Genomic DNA, 24,692 nt, shown 5'->3' with positions numbered 1-24,692 from the left:
TCGGGCCGGGAGCAGGGGCCTGGCCTGCGAGGATCCGGCACCATGCGAGCAGTCGTACAAAATGACAAAAATGGGTCGTTCTTGGGTCGGCGGGTCCGTGGCGGAATCGCCGTGCTCGCCGTCTCCGCCCTCGCCGCCGGTTGTGCGCAGGGCGACGGGCGGGACGGAGGGCATGGGCATGGTGTGCGGCCGGCCCCGGGCCAGCAGGTGCTCAAGGCGCCCCCGGCCCGCGCCCTGGCCGCGTACGCCACGAAACTGCGCGTCGCCCACGCCGCCCGGGTCGCCGCCGCGAAGCGCTGGGGCCTGCGGACGGTCCCGCTGACCGCGCCGGCCGCCCCCGCGCACAAGCCGGAGATCACCGCCCGCAAGGGCTTCGAGGTGGACGAGCAGGAGGAGTTGAACCTCCCGCCGGTCTTCACCACGATCCCCACCAAGGAGAAGGTCGTCTTCCTCACCATCGACGACGGCGCCGAGAAGGACCCGGCGTTCCTGCGGATGATGAGCGACCTGAAGATCCCCTACACGGCCTTCCTCAGCGACTACCTGATCAAGGACGACTACGCCTACTTCAAGAAGATGCAGGGCCGGGGCATCGTCCTGAACAACCACACCCTCCACCACCCCTACCTGCCGGCGCTGTCCTACAGCCGCCAGAAGCACGAGATCTGCGGCATGCAGGACGTGATCGAGAAGCAGTACGGCAAGCGTCCCACCCTCTTCCGCCCGCCCTTCGGCAACTACAACCAGGACACCCTGCGCGCCGCCAAGGACTGCGGCATCAGGTACGCGCCGATCTGGGACGAGGAGGTCTTCGTCGACCACTGGGAGTACCGCGAGTGGGACCGGGACCTGCACCCCGGCGACATCGTGCTCAGCCACTTCCGGGGCCGCGAGGACTGGAAGGGCACCATGCCCGACATGGTCCGCCGCTTCCTGGACAAGGTCACGGCCCAGGGCTACGCGGTGGCCCGGCTGGAGGACTACCTGTGAAGCCGCGGCGGCCACCGGGACCGCGCGCCCTGGTGGCCACCGTCCTGGCCGCCGCGCTGCTCACCGGCTGCGCCCAGTCCGTCGACCCCATCGAACGGCTGGGCAGGAAAGCGGCCCAGCGGGTACACCCGCACGGACCGGCCGGCGCCGCGCAACTGCCGTACCGCCGCTGGGGTCTGACCGCCCCGCTGGCCCCGGCCCCTCGGGCCGCCCGTCTCCCGGCCGCCCGCTCGGCGGGTCCCGGGCTGCCCCCGGTCGTCTCCCGCGTGCCGACCCGCGACAAGGTGGTCTTCCTCACGTACGACGACGGCGCCGAGCAGGACCCGCGGTTCGTCGACATGGTCCGTGAACTCCGGCTGCCCGTCAGCATGTTCCTCACGGACAGCGTGGTGGGGCCGGGCTACGGCCACTTCGCGCGCCTCCAGTCGGTCGGCGCGACCATCCAGAACCACACCCTCGACCACGCCGCCCTGCGCGGCCTGCCCTACCTCGGCCAGCGCGCCGAGATCTGCGGCCAGCAGGACAAACTCCGCAGCCGCTTCGGCCTCCGCCCCCGCCTGTTCCGCCCGCCCTACGGCACGTACGACACGACCACGCTCCGCGCGGCGGGGGACTGCGGGGTTTCGGCGGTGGTGCTGTGGAGAGCCGCGTCGGAGGACGGCCCGCTCACGTTCACGGGCAGCGACCACCGGCTGCGCCCCGGCGACATCGTCTCGCTGGCGTCGGGCGAGGCGGCGGGTCCGACCCTGCGGGAACGGACGACTCGGGTGCTGCGGGAGGCGGAGCGGGCGGGGCTTACGGTGGGGCGGCTGGAGGACTACGTCTAGGGCCGCGTCCCGATGCCGGGCAGCATTTCTCAGCCCGTCCGGCGGTTGAGGACGAGGCCGTTCAGGCCGACAAACCCCGCTGACGCGCCGCCGGCATTGGCACTCCGCTTGACCGAGTGCTAATCGCGGTCATAGTCTCGGGTCTGGCACTCCCCGTAGGAGAGTGCCAATAGCGACGGGCAGGTCCGGCACCCGCGACGACGGATCCACCTGGTCGCCACCTCAGACAGTTAACCCCGTGAGATCTCCGAAGGGGGAGGTCGGATCGTGACGACCACCAGCTCCAAGGTTGCCATCAAGCCGCTTGAGGACCGCATTGTGGTCCAGCCGCTCGACGCCGAGCAGACCACGGCCTCTGGCCTGGTCATCCCGGACACGGCCAAGGAGAAGCCCCAGGAGGGCGTCGTCCTGGCCGTGGGCCCGGGTCGCTTCGAGAACGGCGAGCGCCTGCCGCTCGACGTCAAGACCGGCGACATCGTGCTGTACAGCAAGTACGGCGGCACCGAAGTGAAGTACAGCGGCGAGGAGTACCTCGTCCTCTCGGCTCGCGACGTTCTCGCGATCATCGAGAAGTAATTCACCCAGTTTTGCAGTGAGCTGCGCCCCTGGCCCCCGCGACCTTATGAAGCCGGGCGTCGGGGGCGTAGTTCGTTTCACCCACGTTTTTCGAGAGGGCTGAACCGCTCCCATGGCGAAGATCCTGAAGTTCGACGAGGACGCCCGTCGCGCCCTCGAGCGCGGCGTCAACAAGCTTGCCGACACGGTCAAGGTGACGATCGGCCCCAAGGGCCGCAACGTCGTCATCGACAAGAAGTTCGGCGCACCCACCATCACCAACGACGGTGTCACCATCGCCCGCGAGGTCGAGCTCGACGACCCGTACGAGAACCTCGGCGCCCAGCTGGTGAAGGAGGTGGCGACCAAGACCAACGACATCGCGGGTGACGGTACGACCACCGCCACCGTGCTGGCCCAGGCGCTCGTCCGCGAGGGCCTGCGCAACGTCGCCGCCGGCGCCTCCCCGGCCGCCCTGAAGAAGGGCATCGACGCCGCCGTCAAGGCCGTCTCCGACGAGCTGCTCGCCACCGCGCGCCCGATCGACGACAAGGCCGACATCGCGGCCGTCGCCGGTCTGTCCGCGCAGGACAGCCAGGTCGGCGAGCTGATCGCCGAGGCGATGGACAAGGTCGGCAAGGACGGTGTCATCACCGTCGAGGAGTCCAACACCTTCGGTCTGGAGCTGGACTTCACCGAGGGCATGGCCTTCGACAAGGGCTACCTGTCGCCGTACTTCGTCACGGACCAGGAGCGCATGGAGGCCGTCCTCGACGAGCCGTACATCCTCATCACGCAGGGCAAGATCGGTGCGATCGCCGACCTGCTGCCGCTGCTGGAGAAGGTCATCCAGGCCAACTCCTCCAAGCCGCTGCTGATCATCGCCGAGGACGTCGAGGGCGAGGCCCTGTCGACCCTGGTCGTGAACAAGATCCGCGGCACCTTCAACGCGGTCGCGGTCAAGGCCCCCGGCTTCGGCGACCGCCGCAAGGCGATGCTGGAGGACCTGGCGATCCTCACCGGCGCCACGGTCGTCTCCGAGGAGGTCGGCCTCAAGCTCGACCAGGTCGGCCTGGACGTGCTCGGCTCCGCCCGCCGCGTCACCGTCACCAAGGACGACACCACGGTCGTCGACGGTGCCGGCGACTCCGGCGCGGTCACCGGCCGCATCGCCCAGATCAAGGCCGAGATCGAGAACACCGACTCCGACTGGGACCGCGAGAAGCTCCAGGAGCGCCTCGCGAAGCTGGCCGGCGGCGTGTGCGTGATCAAGGTCGGCGCCGCCACCGAGGTGGAGCTCAAGGAGAAGAAGCACCGTCTGGAGGACGCCATCTCCGCGACCCGCGCCGCGGTCGAGGAGGGCATCGTCTCCGGTGGTGGCTCCGCGCTCGTCCACGCCGCGAAGGTGCTGGAGGGCGGCCTGGGCAAGACCGGCGACGAGGCCACCGGTGTCGCCGTCGTGCGCCGCGCGGTCGTCGAGCCGCTGCGCTGGATCGCGGAGAACGCGGGCCTCGAGGGCTACGTCATCACCGCGAAGGTCGCCGAGCTCGAGAAGGGCCAGGGCTTCAACGCCGCCACCGGCGAGTACGGCGACCTGGTCAAGGCCGGCGTCATCGACCCGGTCAAGGTCACCCGCTCCGCCCTGGAGAACGCCGCCTCCATCGCCTCCCTCCTCCTGACGACCGAGACTCTGGTCGTCGAGAAGAAGGAAGAGGAAGAGCCGGCCGCCGCCGGTCACAGCCACGCCCACTGACGCAGGTCGGTGAATCGTCGAAGGCCCGGCACCTCTCAAGGGGTGCCGGGCCTTCGCGTCGCCGTCACCGCGGCCCGTACTTCCGCCCCGTCTTCGAGGTGATCCCGCCGAGCAGCGCGCGGGGCGTCACCTTCACCACGCCCATCAGCACCTTGTAGCGCGGATCCGGGATCGACAGCGACTTCCCGCGCGCCAGATCCTGCAGCGCCGCCGCGACCAGCTTGTCGGCGTCGAGCCACATCCAGCCCGGGATGTTGCCCGTGCCCATGCCGGCCCGCTCGTGGAACTCCGTCCGCACGAACCCCGGCGCCAGCGCCATCAGCCGCACCCCGCTGCCGGCCAGGTCCTTCGCCGCACCCTGCGTGAACTGCACCACCCACGCCTTGGACGCGCCGTACGTCCCGCGCGGCACGAAGGCCGCCACCGACGCCACGTTGACGACCCCGCCCCGCCCGCGCTCACGCATCGCCTCGGCCGCCGCCGACGTCAGCCGCAGCACCGCCTCGCAGTGCACCTTGAGCATCCTCAGCTCGTCGGCCATCGGTACGTCGAGATAGCGGCCCTTGTTGCCGAAGCCGGCGTTGTTGATCAGCAGGTCGACGGGGTTCTTGCGGTCGGACAGCCGCGCGGCCACCGCGTCGATGCCCTCGTCCGTGGCGAGGTCGGCGGTCAGCACCTTCGCCTCGATGCCGTGCCGGTCGTGCAGCTCGGTCGCCTGCCGGCGGAGCCGCTCGGTGTCCCGGGCCACGAGCACCAGGTTGTGCCCGTCGGCCGCCAGCCGCCGCGCGAACGCGGCGCCGATGCCCGCGGTCGATCCCGTAATCAGAGCCGTTGTCATGGCGCAAGATTAGTGACCTGGAACGCATTCGCCCGATTGCTGCACACGGCCTCCCGATAGGTGAAGGCGCGGCGAACAGAGCTCGCCGGGGGCGGTCAGCCGGCGTGCTGCGCCGCGTACTCCCGCGCCTGCGCCAGCGACTCCGGATGCAGCGCCTCGCCCGCGGGCAGCAGCCGCGGCAACAGCTCACGGCGCGTGGTGGCCGCGCGGAACTGCAGGGCCACGGTCACCTCGTGGTCCGGGCGGTGCACGACCTCGATCGGATCGCCGGCCCGGATCTCACCCGGCACGATCACCCGGAAGTACGCACCCGGCGCACCCCGCTCCGTGAACCGCTTCACCCAGCGCTTCTCACCCAGATGTTCCTGGAACGTCCGGCACGGAATCCGCCCGCAGGTCACCTCCAGGACCACGTCGGGCCCGATGCGCCAGCGCTCGCCGATCCGCGCCCCGGACACGTCCAGGCCCAGCGTCGTCAGGTTCTCCCCGAAGGAGCCGTTCGCCAACGGACGCCCCAACTCCCGTTCCCAGTCGTCGAGATCCTCGCGCGCGACCGCGTACACCGCCTGGTCGTCCCCGCCGTGGTGCCGCTTGTCGCACACCTGGTCCCCGGCCAGCCCGCTCGCGCCGACCCCCTTGGGCCCGGGCGCCGACACCCGCACGGGTCCGGCCACCGGCCGCTTGTCGATGCCGGTCACCCCCATGTCCGCGTACGGCACGGCCCGCGCGTGTCCCACGTTCAGCGACAGAAGCTCCATGACCTCACGGTAGCGAGCCCGATACCAAAGCGTCGACGCATTTTTCGACGACGTGTCAAAGGCCGGCTTATCCTCGAAGGGTGATCGAGGCACGTCATCTCCGCGTCCTGCGCACCGTCGCCACCACCGGCTCCTTCTCGGCGGCGGGGCGCGCGCTGGGCTGCACCCAGCCCGCGGTCAGCCAGCAGATGAAGGCCCTGGAGGCGTCCGTGGGTACGCCGCTGCTGATCCGCAGCGGGCGCGAGATGCGGCTGACCCAGGCGGGCGAGGCGCTCGTACGGCACGCGGGCGGCATCCTCGCCGGGCTCACCGCCGCCGAGGAGGAGGTCGCCGCGATCGCGGGCCTGCGCGCCGGCCGGGTCCGCCTGGTCTCCTTCCCCAGCGGCAGCTCCACCCTCGTACCGACCGCGCTCGCCGCCCTGCGCGCCGCGCACCCCGGCACCCGCGTCTCCCTGGAGGAGGCCGAACCACCCGCCTCCGTCGAGCTGTTGCGCGAGGGCGACTGCGACATCGCACTCGCCTTCCGCTACGAGGGAGCGGCGGGCGCGGAGGAGTGGGACGACCTCGTCGTACGTCCCCTGCTGACGGACCGCCTGGTCGGGCTCGTGCCCGAGCGGCACCGGCTGGCGGGGGCCGGCACCGTGGCCATCGGCGAACTCGCGGACGAGCCGTGGATCGCCGGATGCCCGCGCTGCCGCGGGCAGTTGGTGGAGGTGTGCGAGGGCGCCGGCTTCACGCCCCGCATCGACTTCGCCACCGACGACTATCCGGCCGTCGTCGGCCTCGTCGGCGCCGGTCTCGGCGTCGCCGTACTGCCCCAGCTCGCGATCGAGTCCGTACGGCCGCGGCACACGCGCGTGCTGACGCTGGAGCCGGCGGTGCGGCGGGAGATCGTCGCACTGACGCTGCCCGACCTGGCCCAGGTACCGGCGGTCGCGGCGACGCTGGAGCAGCTCGGGCGGGCGGCCGCACGGTAGTTGGTCCGTAGACAAGGCGATGGGCACGCGCATGCGTGCCCATCGGCCTGACGTGTCCAGGAGCTGTTCCGGAGCCCTGGATCGCAGAAACGTTCCTTCAGTTGTTCGAGACGCCGTCCCCGGCGCCGGCCGACGCCGACACCAACCGGTTCCGCGCCCGACCCATCAGCTCTTCGCGCTCGTCCTCGGTCAGCCCGCCCCACACGCCGTACGGCTCTCTGACCGCCAACGCGTGTGCCGCGCACTGCGCGCGGACCGGGCACCTCATGCAGACCTCCTTGGCCGAGTTCTCGCGAGCGCTCCGGGCCGCACCGCGCTCGCCCTCCGGATGAAAGAAGAGCGAGCTGTCCACCCCGCGGCAGGCAGCCAGAAGCTGCCAGTCCCACAGGTCCGCGTTCGGTCCAGGAAGGCGGGAGAAATCTGCCATTACGTGACCCCTTGTAGCCGTGCTGAGCGGATACGGTGCCCACGACCGTACATCTACTATCTAAGGAGATGAAAATATGACTCATTGCGAATCTAGCCTCAGACACCAGCAGAAGGGAAGAAATAGAGCTAAATGGGGCACCGGTTGTGATGAAACGTTGTGGGTCGGCGCCGGACGTCTGCTCTGTATCCGCCCCCTCACGTAGAGTGCCGAAGATGGCACACGGCCCCGTAACTCTTTCGAGTGACCATCGTTGAGAGTGGCGGAGGCGGTTGGAACAACGAGTGCTCGGGCAGGCGTCCGAGACGGTCGACCGCACAGGTGACGATTTCGTACCAGCCTGGAGGCTCAAGGTGACGTGCATCAGCTGCGGAGGGCGGCCATGACATCCGTCCTCGTCTGCGACGACTCCCCGCTTGCCCGAGAGGCGCTCCGCCGCGCGGTCGCGACCGTGCCCGGCGTCGAGCGCGTGACGACCGCGGCCAACGGCGAGGAAGTCCTCCGCCGCTGGGGCGCCGACCGTTCGGACCTGATTCTGATGGACGTACGCATGCCCGGTCTGGGCGGCGTCGAGACCGTCCGGCGGCTGCTGTCCGCCGACCCGGGTGCGCGCATCATCATGCTCACCGTCGCCGAGGACCTGGACGGCGTGGCCCTCGCGGTCGCCGCCGGGGCGCGGGGCTATCTGCACAAGGACGCCTCGCGCGCCGAGTTGCGGGCGACCGTCACGCAGGCCCTCGCCGATCCGACCTGGCGGCTCGCTCCGCGGCGGTTGCGGTCCGCCGAGATGGGGGCGGCGCCCACGCTCACCGCGCGTGAGATTCAGGTCCTTGAGGGGATGAGTCACGGGCGGTCGAATGCCGAGATCGGGCGTGAGCTTTTCCTTTCCGAGGACACCGTGAAGACGCACGCTCGGCGGCTGTTCAAGAAGCTGGGTGCGTCCGACCGGGCGCATGCGGTGGCGCTCGGTTTCCGGTGGGGTCTGGTTCGCTGAGAGCTCGGTTCCAAAGAGTTCGGTCCTACAGGCTGTCGCTTTGGTGCGGGTCGTTTGTGGCTGGTCGCGCAGTTCCCCGCGCCCCTTTCGGGGCGCGGATGCCGGCGCCGGTCGAATGGTCCTGTCGGCGTCCGCTGCTCGTTTCGGCGCGGATGCCGCATCCTTGAGGTGTGGAGTCTCTCGGGGACGAGTCGGTCGAGCGGAAGGGGAGGGCGCAAGGGATGAGTTCCGGCGCACCTGCTCATAACGCTTCGGCACACAACATCGGACGCGGTGCCACGGACCGCACGGCCGCAAGGCACCATGGACCGATGCGCGACGACGAGGCGGCCGGGGCCGCAGGGGCGATCGGTGCACTCGTCCATCGCGCCGTCGACGGGGACGAGCAGGCCACGCACGACCTGCTCGCCCATGTCCACCCCCTCGCGCTGCGCTACTGCCGCACCCGTCTGTCCCGGCTGCCGGGCGACGCCCGGCACTTCGTGGAGGACCTCGCGCAGGAGGTCTGCGTCGCCGTCCTGCTCGCGCTGCCGCGCTACCGGGACACCGGACGCCCCTTCGAGGCCTTCGTCTTCGCCATCGCCGCGCACAAGGTCGCCGACCTGCAGCGGGCGGCGATGCGGCACCCCGGCTCGACGGCGGTCCCGTCCGACGAGATGCCGGAGCGGCCGGACGACTCGCTCGGCCCGGAGGAGCGCGCGCTGCTCAGCAGCGACGCCGAATGGGCCAAGAAACTCATGGCCAACCTGCCGGAGAACCAGCGCGAACTGCTCCTGTTGCGGATCGCGGTGGGCCTCACGGCCGAGGAGACCGGCCAGATGTTGGGAATGTCACCCGGCGCGGTCCGGGTGGCGCAGCACCGTGCGCTGAGCCGGCTGCGGGCGCTCGCGGAGCAGTAGGGCGAGGCCACGCGGCAGGGTCGGTGAGCCGTGGGGCTCTTCTTGAACGGCCCGTCGGTGGGTTGCGTACGAACATACGAGGCCCGGGGGCGGCCGCAATCGTGGAATTTGGGACCCGTGCTTCCCGTTAGCATGGACATCCGCACCGATCAAGGCCATTTGGGGAAGGTGTCATGACTGCGAACGTCGACGGAGTGCCCGGAAAATTCGCGACACTCGGGCTGACCTACGACGACGTGCTGCTGCTGCCGGGCGCATCCGAGGTGCTCCCCAACGCGGTCGACACCTCGTCCCGCATCTCCCGCAACGTGCGGGTGAACATCCCGCTGCTCTCGGCGGCGATGGACAAGGTGACCGAGTCCCGGATGGCGATCGCGATGGCCCGCCAGGGCGGCGTCGGCGTGCTGCACCGCAACCTCTCCATCGAGGACCAGGTCAACCAGGTCGACCTCGTGAAGCGCTCCGAGTCCGGCATGGTCACCGACCCGATCACGGTGCACCCCGACGCGACGCTGGCCGAGGCCGACGCGCTGTGCGCCAAGTTCCGCATCAGCGGCGTCCCGGTGACGGACGGCAACGGCAAGCTGCTCGGCATCGTCACCAACCGCGACATGGCCTTCGAGTCCGACCGCTCGCGTCAGGTGCGTGAGGTCATGACCCCGATGCCGCTGGTCACCGGCCACGTCGGCATCTCCGGCAGCGACGCCATGGGGCTGCTGCGCCGCCACAAGATCGAGAAGCTTCCCCTGGTCGACGAGGCGGGTGTCCTCAAGGGCCTCATCACGGTCAAGGACTTCGTCAAGGCCGAGCAGTACCCCGGTGCCGCCAAGGACTCCGAGGGCCGGCTGATCGTCGGCGCCGCCGTGGGCGCCAGCCCCGAGGCGCTGGAGCGGGCCCAGGCCCTCGCCGAGGCCGGCGTCGACTTCCTGGTCGTCGACACCTCGCACGGTCACAACAGCAACGCCCTCAGCTGGATGTCGAAGATCAAGTCGAGCGTGCGTGTCGACGTGATCGGCGGCAACGTCGCCACCCGTGACGGCGCCCAGGCGCTGATCGACGCCGGTGTCGACGGCATCAAGGTCGGTGTCGGCCCCGGCTCCATCTGCACCACCCGCGTGGTCGCCGGCATCGGCGTCCCGCAGGTCACCGCGATCTACGAGGCCTCCCTCGCCGCCCGCGCGGCCGGCGTCCCGCTGATCGGCGACGGCGGCCTGCAGTACTCCGGCGACATCGGCAAGGCGCTGGCTGCCGGCGCCGACGCGGTGATGCTGGGCTCGCTGCTCGCCGGCTGCGAGGAGTCGCCCGGCGAGCTGCAGTTCATCAACGGCAAGCAGTTCAAGTCGTACCGCGGCATGGGCTCGCTCGGCGCCATGCAGTCCCGCGGCCAGGGCAAGTCGTTCTCCAAGGACCGCTACTTCCAGGCCGAGGTGTCCTCCGACGACAAGCTCGTGCCCGAGGGCATCGAGGGCCAGGTGCCCTACCGCGGCCCGCTGGCCAACGTCCTGCACCAGCTCGTCGGCGGCCTGCGCCAGACCATGGGTTATGTGGGCGCCGCCGCCATCGACGAGATGGAGTCCAAGGGCCGCTTCGTCCGGATCACCTCGGCGGGCCTCAAGGAGAGCCACCCGCACGACATCCAGATGACGGTCGAAGCGCCGAACTACAGCCGTAAGTGACGCGTACGCACGCGTGAAGCATGTCGAGGGCGGTCCCGGAGCATCCGGGGCCGCCCTTGTCGTACCCGTCGGCGATACTGGAAGACGCTGAACGAAGAGGGAAAGGCCACAGACGTGACTGAGATCGAGATCGGGCGCGGCAAGCGCGGCCGGCGGGCGTACGCCTTCGACGACATCGCCGTCGTCCCCAGCCGCCGTACGCGGGACCCGAAGGAGGTCTCGATCACCTGGCAGATCGACGCCTACCGCTTCGAGCTGCCCTTCCTGGCCGCTCCCATGGACTCGGTCGTCTCCCCGGCCACCGCGATCCGCATCGGTGAGCTCGGCGGCCTCGGCGTGCTGAACCTCGAAGGGCTGTGGACGCGGTACGAGGATCCGCAGCCGCTGCTCGACGAGATCGCCGAGCTGAACCCGGACGCGGCCACCCGGCGCCTCCAGGAGATCTACTCCGCCCCCATCAAGGAGGAGCTGATCGGCGCGCGCATCAAGGAGGTGCGCGACTCCGGCGTGGTCACGGCCGCCGCGCTCTCCCCGCAGCGCACGGCGCAGTTCTCCAAGGCCGTGGTCGACGCGGGCGTGGACATCTTCGTCATCCGCGGCACGACGGTCTCGGCGGAGCACGTGTCGGGTTCGCACGAGCCGCTGAACCTGAAGCAGTTCATCTACGAGCTGGACGTCCCGGTGATCGTCGGCGGCTGCGCCACGTACACCGCGGCCCTGCACCTGATGCGCACCGGCGCGGCCGGCGTCCTGGTCGGCTTCGGCGGCGGCGCCGCGCACACCACGCGCAACGTGCTGGGCATCCAGGTCCCCATGGCCACCGCGGTCGCCGACGTGGCAGCCGCCCGCCGGGACTACATGGACGAGTCCGGCGGCCGGTACGTGCACGTGATCGCGGACGGCGGCGTCGGCTGGTCCGGCGACCTCCCCAAGGCGATCGCCTGCGGCGCGGACGCGGTCATGATGGGCTCCCCGCTCGCCCGCGCCACGGACGCGCCGGGCAAGGGCCACCACTGGGGCATGGAGGCGGTCAACGAGGAACTGCCCCGTGGCAAGAAGGTCGACCTCGGCACGGTCGGCACGATCGAGGAGGTCCTGACGGGCCCGTCCCAGATCCCCGACGGCTCCATGAACTTCTTCGGCGCCCTGCGCCGCGCCATGGCCACCACCGGCTACAGCGAACTGAAGGAGTTCCAGCGGGTGGAGGTCACGGTGGCGGACTCGCAGCACAAGCGGTGACGCCGCGCTCGGCCTGACCGGCGTGAGCGACAGACAACAGACAGGGGCCCGGACCGTCGGCCGACGGTCCGGGCCCCTGTGTTCGCTGCGCTGTGCTCAGAGGCGGTGCGCCGCCCCCGTGGGTGTCGCGCCTCGGGTGTCGAGGAGGAGTTGGGCCTTCACCGACAGGCCCTGGAGGTCGTAGGTGCGGTGGTGCTGGAGGAGGATCGTCAGGTCGGCGTCGGCGGCGGCCTCGTAGAGGGAGTCGGCGCGGGGGACCGGGCGGTCCAGGACGCTCCAGGACGGGACGTGCGGGTCGTGGTAGCTGACGGAGGCGCCGAGTTCCATCAGGCGGACGGCGATCTCGCGGGCGGGGGTGGCCTGTTGGTCGGCGAGGTCGGGCTTGTAGGTGACGCCCAGGAGGAGGACGCGGGCGGCGCGGGCCGACTTGCCGTGCTCGTTGAGGAGGGCCGCGGCGCGCTGGATGACGTAGCGCGGCATCTGGGTGTTGACCTGCTGGGCCAGTTCGACCATGCGCAGGGTGCGGCCGGCGTGGCCGGTCAGGTCCTGGGGGACGGCGTGGCCGCCGACGCCGGGGCCGGGGCGGAAGGCGTGGAAGCCGAAGGGCTTGGTCTCCGAGCAGCGGATGACGTCCCACAGGTCGACGCCCAGGTCGTGGCAGAGGACGGCCATCTCGTTGACGAGCGCGATGTTGACGTGCCGGAAGTTGGTCTCCAGGAGCTGCACGGTCTCCGCCTCGCGCAGGCCACGCGCGCGTACCACCTTGTCGGTGAGGCGGCCGTAGAACGCGGCGGCCGACTCGGTGCACGCGGGCGTGAGACCGCCGATCACCTTCGGGGTGTTGGCCGGGGTGAAGTCGCGGTTGCCCGGATCCACCCGGCTGGGGGAGTAGGCGAGGTGGAAGTCGCGGCCCGCGCGCAGCCCGGAGCCCGCTTCGAGGATCGGGCGCAGAATCGTCTCCGTGGTGCCCGGGTGCACGGGCGACTCCAGGATCACGGTGGTGTGCGGGCGCAGCTGTGCGGCGAGGGTGCGGGCGGCCGTCTCCACCGGGGTGAGGTCGAGGCCGCCGTCCGCCCCGCGCGGGGTGGGCACGCAGATGACCGCGGTGCGCACCCGGCCGAGCTCGGCCGGACTGGTCGCGTGCCGGAAGCCCCCCGAGAGCATCCGGCGCAGTTCTGCGGGGCTGAGCGAGCCGGGCTCGGGCCCGGTCCGGTAGCCGAGGGTGGAGATGCCGGCGGCGACGGCGGCCTGGGCCAGCGGCAGGCCGAACGGGCCGAGTCCGATGACGGCGAGATCTGCGGGCATGGCGTGGGCCGTCCTTCCCAGTAACCGAAGCGGGACAGGTGCGCAAGCCCTGTGGACAGAATGAGCGAGCGCAATGTCAGACTAGGAGTAAATATGACCGATATGCGGGATTGGTCGGCTGTGTTTTCCGGCAAGCCCGTGATTGTTGTCCACAGGCTGGGGGCGAGTAGTGGCTGAAGTTGGGCAACACGGTCAGAATTTGGGCAGGAGGGGGACGTAGGAAGCTGGACAGGGGGGAGAGGGAACGGGAACGGGCTTCGCCCGACGGGTGCGGCCGGCGCTACCGAAAGCGGAAAGCGGGAGGCAGCTGTGAGGACAGCGACACTGGGGCCGGCGCAGCGGGCCGAGTCACTGGCGGGAATGGCCGAGCGCGAGCTGGACGTGCTGGTGGTGGGCGGCGGTGTGGTCGGCGCGGGCACCGCGCTGGACGCCGTGACACGCGGCCTGTCGACGGGCCTGGTCGAGGCGCGCGACTGGGCCTCGGGCACGTCCAGCAGGTCCAGCAAGCTCATCCACGGCGGCCTGCGCTACCTGGAGATGCTCGACTTCACCCTCGTACGAGAAGCGCTGAAGGAGCGCGGGCTGCTTCTGGAGCGGCTCGCCCCGCACCTGGTGAAGCCGGTGCCGTTCCTGTACCCGCTCCAGCACAAGGGCTGGGAGCGCCTGTACGCCGGATCGGGCGTCGCGCTCTACGACGGCATGTCGATGGCCCGGGGGCATGGCCGGGGTCTGCCCATGCACCGGCACCTGAGCCGCCGTCACGCCCTGCGCGTGGCACCCGCGTTGAAGAAGGACGCGCTGGTCGGAGCGTTGCAGTACTACGACGCCCAGATGGACGACGCCCGCTACGTGGCCACCCTGGTGCGCACGGCGGCGGCCTACGGCGCGAAGGTCGCCAACCGCGCGCGCGTGACGGGCTTCCTGCGCGAGGGCGAACGGGTCGTCGGCGCGCGCGTGCAGGACGTCGAGGCGGGCGGCGAGTACGAGATCCGCGCCAAGCAGATCGTCAACGCGACGGGCGTGTGGACCGACGACACCCAGGCGCTGGTGGGCGAGCGGGGCCAGTTCCACGTACGGGCCTCCAAGGGCATCCACCTCGTCGTACCGAAGGACCGCATCAACTCCTCCACCGGCCTGATCCTGCGCACCGAGAAGTCCGTCCTGTTCGTCATCCCCTGGGGCCGGCACTGGATCGTCGGCACCACCGACACCGACTGGGACCTCGACAAGGCGCACCCCGCCGCGTCCAGCGCGGACATCGACTACCTCCTGGAGCACGTGAACTCGGTGCTCGCGGTGCCGCTGACCCGGGACGACGTCCAAGGCGTCTACGCCGGGCTGCGCCCGCTGCTGGCCGGCGAGTCCGACGCCACCAGCAAGCTGTCGCGCGAGCACACCGTGGCGCATCCCGTGCCGGGACTCGTCGTCGTGGCGGGCGGCAAGTACACGACGTACCGCGTGATGGCCAAGGACGCCGTGGACGAGGCGGTGCACGGCCTCGACATGCGCGTCGCCGAATGCGTCACGGAGGATGTTCCCCTGATCGGGGCGGAGGGGTACCGGGCGCTGTGGAACGCGCGGGCGCGGATCGCGGCCAAGACCGGCATCCATGTGGTGCGCGTGGAGCACCTGTTGAACCGGTACGGGTCGATGGCGGAGGAGCTCGTCGACCTCATCACCGCCGACGCCTCGCTCGGCGAACCCCTGCAGGCCGCCGACGACTATCTGCGCGCCGAGATCGTCTACGCCGCCTCGCACGAGGGCGCCCGGCACCTGGACGACGTGCTGACCCGGCGCACGCGCATCTCGATCGAGACGTTCGACCGGGGGACGCGCAGCGCCCGTGAGGCAGCGGAGTTGATGGCGCCGGTGCTCAGTTGGGACAAGGACCAGATCGAGCGGGAGGTCGAGCACTACCAGAAGCGGGTGGAGGCCGAGCGGGAGTCGCAGCGCCAGCCCGACGACCTGACGGCGGACGCGGCGCGGTTGGGGGCGCCGGACATCGTGCCGCTCTAGGAACGCCGGGGGCAGTACGCCGCCAATTCCGTGCGGGCTCGGTGGCGGGTCCGCCGGATCACTCGAACGAGTGTCGTGAACCGGGATCTTCGTTCGGGATCGGGTCGTTCTACGAGGTGCGGGGGCAGAACTCGGCGGCGAGCAACCGGGGTTCGAGGTCGGGGTCTGCGATCGCGGTCGTGTTCACGCGGAAGGTGAGGACGCGACGGCCGTCGACGGTGGCCGCGGTGCGCACGTAGCTGCCGTTGATGCGTCCGTTGTGCCCCCACACCGTGGTGCCGCACGGCAGCTTCACGGGAAACAGGCCCATGCCGTACGAGCCGTGTGCGGCCCGGGTGTCGCGCATCTCGCGCAGCCAGCGCGGGGGCAGCAGTCCGCCGCCGAGCAGGGCCGCGTAGAAGCGGTTCAGGTCGGTGAGCGTGGTCACCAGCTCGCCCGCGGCGCCGGCCACCCGCGGGTCGAGTTCGGTGACGTCGGTTCCGTCGGCGGTGTAGGCGCGGCCGTGCGGGGAGGGGAGCGTGGTGCGGGAGCCGGGGAAGGAGGTGCCGGTCAGACCCAGCGGAGCGATGATGCGGCGCTCGGCCTCGGCGGCGTAGGAGCGGCCGGTGACCTGCTGGACGACCATGCCGAGCAGGACGTAGTTGGTGTTCGAGTAGGCGAAGCGGCCGGGGTCGGCCGGAGGGTGGGTGAGTGCGATACGTACGGCCTGAACGGGAGTGACGGGGACGGCGCCCGCGGTGTCGCGTGTGTAGTCGTACAGGCCGCTGGTGTGGGTGAGCAGGGCGCGCAGGGTCAGGGTGCGGCCGTCGTTGCCCGCGCCGCGGACGAGGCCGGGCAGGTGGTCCTCGACGGTGTCGGACAGGGACAGCCGGTGTTCGGCGGCCAGTTGGAGGACGACCGTCGCGATGAAGGTCTTCGTGATGCTGCCGGCGCGGAAGTGGTCGGCGCGCGAGATGCCGGTGCCTGCGGCGGCGTAGCGGGTGCCCGACTCCTCCTGGGCGAGCAGTGCCGCGGTGGGGGCGGCGCCCTGGGTGACCAGGAGGGGAAGGAGCATGTCCGTGGCCGGTGGCTCGGGGGCCGAGGAGGCCGCGGGGGTCAGGGCCAGGAGTGCGAGGGACACGAGGGACACAGGCAGGGCCAGTAGCGTCCGTAGCGGTGGCATCGCGGGTCCCGTCGTGGGTCCTTCTCTGTTGGGGTCATCATGCAGGGCGGGTGGGGGTGGGGTTCAACTGGGCCTGGGGGCCTTGGCGCGCGCGCCTTCGGGTGGGCGGGATTTGGGGCCAGAGGTGCTTGAGGTGCCGGGCTTCGGGTGCTTTGTTACTGCGGGTTCGGGTGTGTGGAAGCTGAGGTTCCGGGTGGGTGGGGTCTGTGGGGCAGGTGTTCGGGTCCGGGTGGGGCGTCAGAGGCACCCTGGGCGTAGGGCACTTGTCGGGTGAGGGACAATGGAGGCTCTGTCAGGGCGGGTTGTATGAGGGGACGCATGTCGGAGGCGGAGCGGGCGGGCACATCTCGCCAGGACACTCGTCAGGACAAGAGCGAGCGTCTTCTCGCCGGGCGGTACCGCCTGGGAGGAGTGCTCGGCCGCGGTGGCATGGGCACGGTCTGGCGGGCCGAGGACGAGACACTGGGCCGGACGGTCGCGGTCAAGGAATTGCGGTTCCCGTCGAGCATCGACGACGAGGAGAAGCGGCGGCTGATCACGCGGACGCTGCGCGAGGCCAAGGCGATCGCGCGGATCCGTAACAACAGCGCGGTGACGGTCTTCGACGTGGTCGACGAGGACGACCGGCCGTGGATCGTGATGGAGCTCGTCGAGGGCAAGTCGCTCGCCGAGGTCATCCGCGAGGACGGCCTGCTGGAGCCGAAGCGTGCGGCGGAGGTCGGTCTCGCGATACTCGACGTGCTGCGTTCGGCGCACCGCGAGGGCATCCTGCACCGCGACGTGAAGCCGTCGAACGTGCTGCTGGAGTCCGAGACCGAGCGCGTCGTGCTCACCGACTTCGGTATCGCCCAGGTCGAGGGCGACCCGTCCATCACCTCGACCGGCATGCTCGTCGGCGCGCCCTCCTACATCTCCCCGGAGCGGGCGCGCGGGCACAAGCCCGGTCCGGCGGCGGACCTGTGGTCGCTGGGCGGGTTGCTGTACGCGGCGGTCGAGGGTGCGCCACCGTACGACAAGGGTTCCGCGATCGCGACCCTCACCGCGGTGATGACGGAGCCGTTGGAGGACCCGAAGAACGCGGGGCCGCTGAAGGACGTCATCTACGGGCTGCTCACCAAGGACCCGGCGCAGCGGCTCGACGACGCGGGTGCCCGGCGGATGCTCAACGCGGTGATCCACGCGCCCGAGCCGAAGGCGGCCGAGCCGGAGCCGCCGCTCGACGCGACCAGGGTCGTGCCGTTGCCGGCGCAGCCCGACGGGCGTGGGGGCAAGGGGAGTTCGAGCTCGACGGGTTCCGGCGGCAAGCGTGGCGAGGAAGCCGCGGAGAAGCTGCGTGGGGCGTTCCGTTCCGTGAAGAAGGCGGCGGTGGCGGCCGGGGCCGCCGGGTCGGCGGCTGCGGCGCGGACCAAGTCGGGGAGCGGGGCGGAGGGTTCGAAGGCTGGGAGTGGCAGTGGGGCCGGGACGCCGGCTGGTACCGGGTCCGGGACTGGGACTGGGACTGGGACTCGGGCTGGGAGCGGGAGCGGGACTGAGGCGCGGAACGATGGTGTCGGTGGGGCGGGTGCCGGTGGCTCGGGCGGGGCGGTGGCTTCTTCGGCCTCTGCGGAGCCTGTTGCTTCGACGACCCCTGTCGCTCCCGTAGCTCCCTCGGCTCCGGCTGTTCCCGCGGCTCCCAAGGCTCCGCCCGCGTCTGGCAGTTCGCCTTCTCGGGGTTCTTCTCGCGGGGCCTCGACAACGTCGTCGCCGACTTCGGGGGTGCCCTCGTCCTCGGCTGCGTCGGGGGCCAACGCTTCGGGCGGTGGGCGGAGTTCGGGGTGGCCCGTGATGACGCCGCCGGATCTGCCGCCGCGGGCGGTGCCGAGGGCGCCGATCACGGATGTGGTGCCGAGGCGGACGTTGGTGATCATCGCGGTGGTCGTGGTGCTCGCCGTGCTCGCCGTCGTGCTGGCCTTCACGCTCGGTGGGGACGACGACGGGTCGAAGGGCGGCAAGAGCGGGGGCGAGAAGGCCGCCGCGAGTGCGGGTTCGAGTGCGAAGGCGAGCTCGGGTTCCGGGTCGGGGGAGGACACCAAGGAGGACGCGGGCAGCGGTACCGGTAAGGACGAGTCCTCGTCGGGAGACACCGGTTCCGGGGGCGCGGCGAACGCGACCGAGAGTGCGAACGCGTCCGGCGACGGGTCGAGTTCGGGCGGTTCGAGTGGGTCGTCCGGCGGCGGCGCTGCCGTGGAGTCGACACACAAGGGCAGCCAGGGGTACTCGATCGGACTGCCGGCGGGGTGGAAGTACCAGTCCTCGGACAGCGCGGGGGACCGGTTCACGGGCCCCGACGGGCAGAAGCTGCTGGTCGCCTGGACGTCCACGCCCAAGGGTGACGCGGTCGCCGACTGGGAGAACCAGGAGCGCTCCATGACGCGCTCGCAGTACACGAGGATCCGAATAGAGAGGGTGGACTACCGCAGCTGGAACGCAGCCGACTGGGAGTTCACCTACGTGGATGGCGGCACCAAGTACCGGACGATCGACCGGGGGTTCGTGGTCAACGGCAGTCTCGGGTACGCGCTGATGTACACGGCGAAAGCCGCGAACTGGGACAGTGACCTCCGCAAGGCCACGTGGCAGACGCTCGCGAAGACGTTCGAACCCAAATCGTGAAGTGACTGGCCCGTGTTTGGGGCGTGAGATCTGGCATCCCCTCTTTGCGAGTTGCCTCCGGCACGTATCGTGAAGGTTCGCGGACCGTACGCATCCGGGTATGCGTCGGAACGGGACGCAAGGCGAACGGAATTGACCAACCGGGCGGCTGGGGGAGGCAACGTGGACGAATACGCGGGACGAGTCCTCGCCGACCGCTACCGCCTGCCGCTGCCGCCGTCCGACGAGTACGAACTGACCGAGACCCGGGCCTTTGACACCTACAGCGGGCAGGAAGTCCTCGTCCGTCAGGTGCCGTTGCCGGAGGTCGTCGAGGCCGAGGTGCTCGACGCGGAGGGGTTGCCCGAGGGATTCACGGCGCGGGATCGCGGGGCGCGACGGCCCGCGGCGCGTGGTGGGTCGCGGCGGCCCGCCGATCCGGCCGTGCGGCGCGCGGTCGATGCCGCGCAGGCCGCGGCCCGGATTCCCGACCACCCCCGGCTCGACCAGGTCTTCGACGTGTTCGCCGAGGGCGGGTCGTTGTGGATAGTGAGCGAGTTGGTGCCCGCGAGGCCGCTGGCCGCGCTGCTCGCCGAGAAGCCGTTGACGCCGTATCGGGCGGCCGAGGTCGCGTCCGACGTCCTCATGGCGCTGCGGGTGCTGCACGCGCACGGCTGGGTGCACCGGAACATCACCGCGCGCACGGTGCTTGTCTGCGACGACGGCCGCGTGATGCTGACCGGGCTCGCGGTGGGGGCCGCGGAGGAGGCGCTGTGCGGGTACGACCCGGTGCCGCCGCCGGAGGATGACGGTGCGGGTGGCGGTGGCATTGGTAGTGGTGGCGGGGTTGGGAGTGGGCCGCAGGGGGCGGCGGGGCACGGGCATCTGCAAGGACTTGGGCAGGGGCAGGGGTCAAGGTCTGGGGCGGGGCAGGGACTTGGGAGTTCTGGAGGGTCCGTAGGTCAGGGACTCGTAGGGGCCGGTGGGCAGGCAGGCGGGCCTGGCGGTTCCCGTGGCGGCGTCGGTGGTCGTGGTGCCGGTGCCTTAGGAGTGGGTGACTCCCCGGGGGTCGCGGGGAGTCAGGGTGGTTCGGGTGGTGCCGGGGCCGGGGGCGTTGACCCCGAGGCCGCCCGGCGTGCTGCCATCAACGCGCGTGCGGCGGGCGGGTTGCCGCCGGCCGGGACGGAGACGGCGGCCAACGGGACGGGGACGTCGGGCGCCCTCGCGCCGAAGGCACTGGAGGGCGGCGGGGACATCAGGGCCGCGCGGGCCGGGGCGATCGCGGCGTACCGTGCCGGTGCCCGTGCCGCGGCCCGGGTCCAGGAGGCGCAGCAGCATGGGCGGGCGGCCCTGCCAGGAGCCCGGCCGGCGCCCGAGGTCGGGCCCGGCTCGCAGACCAACGGCTCGTCACAGCCGTATCCCTCCGAGGGTGGCGTGGAGAGCGGGCCCGGTGGCGGACCGCCGCCGGGGCAGATTGCCGACCCCTATGGCGTGGGCGGCACCTCCTGGCACGGTGCGACGCCTCGCGGGGCGACCCCGGTGACGGAGGGGCAGGACCGTACGGCGCTTCCGCCTGGCGGCGACCCCGGTGTCCATCCCGGCGGCGCTCCCGGCACCCACCCAGGTGACACCGTCGGCGAAGGCCCCGCCGCGTACGCGCCTGGTCCCGGCGCGGGTGGCGGCCCCGGCTTCAACATGCCCCCCGCGCCCGGTGCGCCCGCTCCCGGCCTGGGCGCGGCCCCCGCGACGGGCGTTCCGACACCCGGCACCCCCGGTTTCGGCGAACAGCCCATGACCGGGCCGGGCCAGCGCGGCCCAGGTACTCCCGGTGCCGGTACCCGCGATCTGCCCGGGCCCGGGCAGCCTGGATCCGGCGTCGGCGTACCCGGGCAGTCTGGGCCCGGCGTACCCGGCCGGCCCGGTTTCGGCACCCACCCCGACACGTCCGGTCACCCCGACTCCCTGTCCGGTGCGCCCGGCCTGCCCGGCCCGGGCTCGCACCCCGGTCACCCGGGACACCCCGGCGCCCATCGCGGAGCCCCCGGCACCCCTGCCCTTCCCTCCGCAGGTCATACCGCGCCCGGTTTCGAGGCCTCGGGTCCCGGCGCGCCCGGTTTCGGGGGCCCCGGCCCCACCGCGCCCGGCTACTCCACCCAAGGGCTCCCGGCCTCCGGCACCACCCCGTCCACCCAGCCCGCCCACCCCCCGAACCGCTGGGACGACCTCCGCGCAGAGGTCCCGGCTCGTCGTGGCCCCGCCACTCCGCTCGCCGCCGAGCGGGCGCGGCAGGCTCGGATGGCTGTGGTCGGGCCCGTGACCGAGCGGTGGGCGCCCGAGCAGGCCGGCCCTGTGCATGAGAACTGGCAGTTGGCGGCGCCGATCGGGCCGGCCACTGACCTGTGGGCGTTGGGAGCGTTGCTGTACCGGGCCGTGCAGGGGCATGCGCCGTATCCGGAGGAGTCGACGGCCGAGTTGGTGCAGATGGTGTGCGCCGAGCCGCCCGCCTTCGCGGAGGAGTGCGGTCCGCTGCGGCCGGTCGTCGAGTCGTTGTTGCGGCAGGATCCGACCGAGCGGCTGGAGTTCGAGGAACTCAGGGGCTGGCTGCGGTCGTTGGTGCGGTCCGCGCCCGAGGCCGAGGCCGGGGTGAACGTGGTGGCCGCGCCGCCCGCCGACTCCAGCCGGCTACCCATCGTGCGCCGTCGGGGCGAGCTGGTGCGCAGGCGGCGTGCCGGGCTGCCCGCGACCTCCCCGCACGGGCGGCACAAGCGGGCCAAGGAGGAGGCGAAGTCGCCGCGTCACCTCGGCCGCATCCTCCTGCTGCTGATACTGCTTCTGCTGGCCGGGGCCGTCGCGTACGCCCTGATGTTCATGCCGAAGTCCGGCGACGACGGCGCGACCGGCGGTGACCGGACCGGCGCCGCGGGGGAGGCCAGTCCCGAGCCGAAGCGGTCGGACGTGACCGCGAGCAGCGAGCCGCGGCCGGACCAGACCTCGCCCAAGGCGGAGCAGACTCCGTCGAAGTCGGCGTCGGCAAGCGCCAGTGAGACGGCGACCAGCGGGCCCGACGTCGGTGCCGGCTTCACGCTCCGCAAGGACCCCGAGGGCTTCCAGGTCGCCGTGGCCAAGGGCTGGACCCGGACGCCCAAGAACTCCTGGAACCAGGTCGTGTACTCGCACGGCGACTTCCAGCTCGTCCTCGTACCCGGCCGCGACGGCGCGGTGACCTACGGCAGCGACCCGATGGCGTACCAGCGGGACACCGAGCACGAGTTGCAGCCGTACCGCACCTCCAGTTGGGCCACCGCCACCGGGCTGAAGACGATCACGGTGGGCGAGCGGGCCATGGCCGAGGGGCAATTCACCTGGAGCGACGATTCGGGGCGCGACCTCTTCGTACGGAATCTCGCGATCCTGATCAACGGGCGGTACCACGTGGTGCAGGTGCGCGGGCCCGAATCCGAGCGGGACGAGGTGACACGGCTGTACGAGCAGGCGTCCGCCACCTACGAGTTCACGCGCTGACCTCCGAACCGGGTGACGGCCTGACCTCCGATCCGGGTGGTGGCCCGACCTCCCGGCCACCTCAAAGCCTGACCTCCACTTATGGACAGTCCGTGAAGGGCTCGATCGGTTCACTGTCCGGGCAAGAAGCGACAACCGTCACAGTGCGGTTTCCTTGGGACCCCCCTGGTTCCCTGGATGCGGACCGGTCCTTAGTCTGAGCCTGTCAAGACCATTGCGGGGCAACGTGAATCAGATGCAGGGCCAGCTTGTCGCCGGACGTTACCGGCTCGCCGAGTCGATCGGCAGCGGTGGCATGGGCCGTGTGTGGCGCGCGCATGACGAGGTGCTGCACCGGGCCGTCGCGATCAAGGAGTTGACCGCCGCGCTCTATGTGTCCGAGGGCGACCAGGAGCGGTTGCTCGCGCGGACCCGGGCCGAGGCGCGCGCCGCCGCGCGGATCAACAACTCCGCGGTCGTCACCGTGCACGACGTGCTGGAACACGACGGCCGGCCGTGGATCGTGATGGAGCTCGTCGAGGGCTACTCGCTGGCCGACGCGGTCAAGGAGCGCGGGCGGATCGAGTCCGCCGAGGCCGCCCGTATCGGCCTGTGGGTGCTGCGGGCGCTGCGCGCCGCGCACACCGCCGGCGTTCTGCACCGCGACGTGAAGCCCGGCAACGTGCTCATCGGGCACGACGGGCGGGTGCTCCTCACCGACTTCGGCATCGCCCAGATCGAGGGCGATTCGACGATCACGCGCACCGGAGAGGTCGTCGGCTCGGTCGACTACCTCGCCCCCGAGCGCGTCCGTGGCCACGACCCGGGCCCCGCCTCCGACCTGTGGGCGCTGGGCGCCACGCTGTACACGGCGGTGGAGGGCAGGTCGCCGTTCCGCCGCACCTCGCCGCTGTCCACGATGCAGGCGGTCGTCGAGGAAGAGGCCGCCGAGCTGCGCCACGCCGGCCCGCTCGCCCCCGTCATCACCGCCCTGCTGCACAAGGACCCGGCCCTGCGCCCGGACACCGCCGAGGCCGAGCAGCTGCTCGCCGAGGCGGCGGAGGGGCGCAGGCCGCACGGGGCGCAGGTGTACGTGCCGACGCAGCACGGGGGCGTCCGCCACGACCCGGAGGCCGGTACGGCCGGCTCGCAGGCGGGATCGAGGACCGGTTCACAGACGGGGCAGGGCGGAACCGGCTCGCAGGCGGGTCCCGGCGGGACGGGCGCGCAGGCCGGTTCCGCGATGCCGCCCTACGCGACAGGCTCGGGCGGTTCCTATCCCTCCGGCTCCGGTGGCTCGTATCCGCCCGGTTCGGGTACTCCGGGTACGGGGTATCCGGCGGACTCGGCGGCCGGGTACCCATCCGCGTCGGGCAGTGCCCATCCCTCCGGCTCGGCCACCCCGTACCCGCCGGTGACCGGTCCGACGGCGGTCGGGCCGAACGGGACGGGACCGGGAGCGCCCACCGGCCACGGCCCCGCGCCCAAGCGCCGTCGGCTGCGGACCTTCGTGCTCGCCGTCGCCCTCGCGGCGCTCGTCGGCGGGGGGACGGTCGTGGCGCTGCAGAAGTGGGACGAGGGGCGGCAGAGCGACGGGTCCGGCTCGGTGTCGTCGAGCCCGCAGCCGTCGGCGTCGTCGACGTCCACGGAGAACGCCAACGGGGCGGTGCCGGCCGGGTGGCAACGGTACGACGATCCGTGGGGCTTCAGCCTTCATCTGCCCAAGGGGTGGACGCGGTCGGTCCTCGGGGTCGACGGCGATCTGCGGCAGGTCGACTACTCGCCCGACGGCGGCAAGCACTTCGTCCGCATCGCCATCGACAAGTCATCGGACTTCGCCGACGCCAAGGCGCACCAGGAGGACCTGGAGCAGCAGCTCCAGGATCTGGTCGACTACCAGCGGGTGACCATGGAGGAGAACACCTACCGCGACCGCAAGGGCTCGCTGTGGGAGTACACCTGGACGGCGCTGGCCAAGGACCCGCCCTACGTCGCCGGGCCGCGCCACGCCGTCGAGGAGACGTATTTCTCGCGGGACGGCGTCGAGTACGCGATCTACATGTCATCGCCGGAGAAGGACTGGGCGACGACGAGCAAGCAGTTCAAGTGGGTTCTGCAGAGCTGGCAACAGCCGCAGTAGGAAC

At 71.3% G+C, this 24,692-nt stretch carries 18 protein-coding genes; 13 read left to right on the top strand and 5 right to left on the bottom strand.

Features of this window, described 5'->3' with window-relative positions:
- The first annotated feature begins 42 nt into the window (after positions 1 to 42).
- The 4 genes from M2283_RS23980 (at position 43) to groL (ending at position 4,125) form a co-directional block, all read left to right on the top strand.
- Positions 43 to 990 (top strand): polysaccharide deacetylase family protein, encoded by a 948-nt coding sequence (locus M2283_RS23980; RefSeq protein ID WP_280878409.1) that lies wholly within the window; start codon positions 43 to 45, stop codon positions 988 to 990.
- Positions 987 to 1,817 carry a polysaccharide deacetylase family protein gene (locus M2283_RS23975; RefSeq protein WP_280878408.1) on the top strand — a complete coding sequence of 277 codons (831 nt, stop codon included), beginning with the start codon at positions 987 to 989 and terminating at the stop codon, positions 1,815 to 1,817. Before M2283_RS23980 ends, M2283_RS23975 begins: the two co-directional genes overlap by 4 nt.
- A gap of 267 nt (positions 1,818 to 2,084) precedes the next feature.
- On the top strand, positions 2,085 to 2,393 hold the full coding sequence (groES, locus tag M2283_RS23970; RefSeq protein WP_019066754.1) for a co-chaperone GroES: 309 nt from the start codon (positions 2,085 to 2,087) through the stop codon (positions 2,391 to 2,393).
- Positions 2,394 to 2,505: 112 nt separating this feature from the next.
- On the top strand, positions 2,506 to 4,125 hold the full coding sequence (groL, locus tag M2283_RS23965) for a chaperonin GroEL (protein WP_280878407.1): 1,620 nt from the start codon (positions 2,506 to 2,508) through the stop codon (positions 4,123 to 4,125).
- Between the two features lie 64 nt (positions 4,126 to 4,189).
- Here the strand turns inward: groL and M2283_RS23960 are convergent, their stop codons facing one another.
- Entirely contained in the window at positions 4,190 to 4,963 is a 774-nt protein-coding gene (locus M2283_RS23960; RefSeq protein WP_280878406.1) for an SDR family NAD(P)-dependent oxidoreductase, read from the bottom strand.
- A 95-nt stretch (positions 4,964 to 5,058) separates the two neighbouring features.
- Positions 5,059 to 5,721, bottom strand: a complete 663-nt coding sequence (locus M2283_RS23955; RefSeq protein WP_280878405.1) for an MOSC domain-containing protein — start codon at positions 5,719 to 5,721, stop codon at positions 5,059 to 5,061.
- Positions 5,722 to 5,801: 80 nt separating this feature from the next.
- Here M2283_RS23955 and M2283_RS23950 point away from each other — a divergent pair, with 80 nt between their 5' ends.
- The gene (locus M2283_RS23950; protein WP_280878404.1) at positions 5,802 to 6,698 is read left to right on the top strand and encodes a LysR family transcriptional regulator; all 897 of its coding nucleotides are present in this window, start codon (positions 5,802 to 5,804) and stop codon (positions 6,696 to 6,698) included.
- Between the two features lie 97 nt (positions 6,699 to 6,795).
- Here M2283_RS23950 and M2283_RS23945 read toward each other — a convergent pair whose 3' ends face one another.
- Complete coding sequence (locus M2283_RS23945) at positions 6,796 to 7,125, bottom strand: WhiB family transcriptional regulator (RefSeq protein WP_123998261.1); 330 nt, start codon at positions 7,123 to 7,125, stop codon at positions 6,796 to 6,798.
- Between the two features lie 382 nt (positions 7,126 to 7,507).
- Between M2283_RS23945 and M2283_RS23940 the strand changes: the two genes are divergently transcribed.
- The 4 genes from M2283_RS23940 to M2283_RS23925 all read left to right on the top strand — a co-directional run bounded on the left by M2283_RS23940 (position 7,508) and on the right by M2283_RS23925 (position 11,933).
- Positions 7,508 to 8,119: a response regulator transcription factor gene (locus M2283_RS23940; RefSeq protein WP_003948568.1), complete on the top strand. Its 612-nt coding sequence runs from the start codon at positions 7,508 to 7,510 to the stop codon at positions 8,117 to 8,119.
- 311 nt (positions 8,120 to 8,430) lie between these two features.
- On the top strand, positions 8,431 to 9,018 hold the full coding sequence (locus tag M2283_RS23935; protein ID WP_123998260.1) for a sigma-70 family RNA polymerase sigma factor: 588 nt from the start codon (positions 8,431 to 8,433) through the stop codon (positions 9,016 to 9,018).
- A 173-nt stretch (positions 9,019 to 9,191) separates the two neighbouring features.
- Positions 9,192 to 10,694 (top strand): IMP dehydrogenase, encoded by a 1,503-nt coding sequence (guaB, locus tag M2283_RS23930; RefSeq protein ID WP_280878403.1) that lies wholly within the window; start codon positions 9,192 to 9,194, stop codon positions 10,692 to 10,694.
- A 114-nt stretch (positions 10,695 to 10,808) separates the two neighbouring features.
- Positions 10,809 to 11,933: a GuaB3 family IMP dehydrogenase-related protein gene (locus M2283_RS23925; protein ID WP_280878402.1), complete on the top strand. Its 1,125-nt coding sequence runs from the start codon at positions 10,809 to 10,811 to the stop codon at positions 11,931 to 11,933.
- A gap of 96 nt (positions 11,934 to 12,029) precedes the next feature.
- On the opposite strand, the gene M2283_RS23920 is transcribed toward M2283_RS23925, so the two are convergent.
- A complete protein-coding gene (locus M2283_RS23920) occupies positions 12,030 to 13,238 on the bottom strand; it encodes a nucleotide sugar dehydrogenase (protein ID WP_280878401.1) in 1,209 nt (402 codons plus the stop codon).
- A 309-nt stretch (positions 13,239 to 13,547) separates the two neighbouring features.
- Here M2283_RS23920 and M2283_RS23915 point away from each other — a divergent pair, with 309 nt between their 5' ends.
- A complete protein-coding gene (locus M2283_RS23915; RefSeq protein ID WP_280878400.1) occupies positions 13,548 to 15,254 on the top strand; it encodes a glycerol-3-phosphate dehydrogenase/oxidase in 1,707 nt (568 codons plus the stop codon).
- 109 nt (positions 15,255 to 15,363) lie between these two features.
- On the opposite strand, the gene M2283_RS23910 is transcribed toward M2283_RS23915, so the two are convergent.
- A complete protein-coding gene (locus M2283_RS23910; protein WP_280878399.1) occupies positions 15,364 to 16,416 on the bottom strand; it encodes a serine hydrolase domain-containing protein in 1,053 nt (350 codons plus the stop codon).
- Between the two features lie 318 nt (positions 16,417 to 16,734).
- On the opposite strand from M2283_RS23910, the gene M2283_RS23905 reads away from it, so the two are divergent.
- The 3 genes from M2283_RS23905 to M2283_RS23895 all read left to right on the top strand — a co-directional run bounded on the left by M2283_RS23905 (position 16,735) and on the right by M2283_RS23895 (position 24,688).
- Positions 16,735 to 19,068 (top strand): serine/threonine-protein kinase, encoded by a 2,334-nt coding sequence (locus M2283_RS23905; protein ID WP_280878398.1) that lies wholly within the window; start codon positions 16,735 to 16,737, stop codon positions 19,066 to 19,068.
- Between the two features lie 162 nt (positions 19,069 to 19,230).
- Complete coding sequence (locus M2283_RS23900; protein ID WP_280878397.1) at positions 19,231 to 22,569, top strand: protein kinase; 3,339 nt, start codon at positions 19,231 to 19,233, stop codon at positions 22,567 to 22,569.
- A 235-nt stretch (positions 22,570 to 22,804) separates the two neighbouring features.
- Positions 22,805 to 24,688, top strand: coding sequence for a serine/threonine-protein kinase (locus M2283_RS23895; RefSeq protein WP_280878396.1), 1,884 nt, complete (start codon positions 22,805 to 22,807; stop codon positions 24,686 to 24,688).
- Positions 24,689 to 24,692 lie beyond the last annotated feature (4 nt).

The sequence above is a fragment of the Streptomyces pseudovenezuelae genome, assembly GCF_029892565.1.
Lineage (GTDB): Bacteria > Actinomycetota > Actinomycetes > Streptomycetales > Streptomycetaceae > Streptomyces > Streptomyces pseudovenezuelae_A.
The sequence above is the reverse complement of the archived record's forward strand: the minus strand, read 5'-3'. Positions and strand labels throughout refer to the sequence as shown.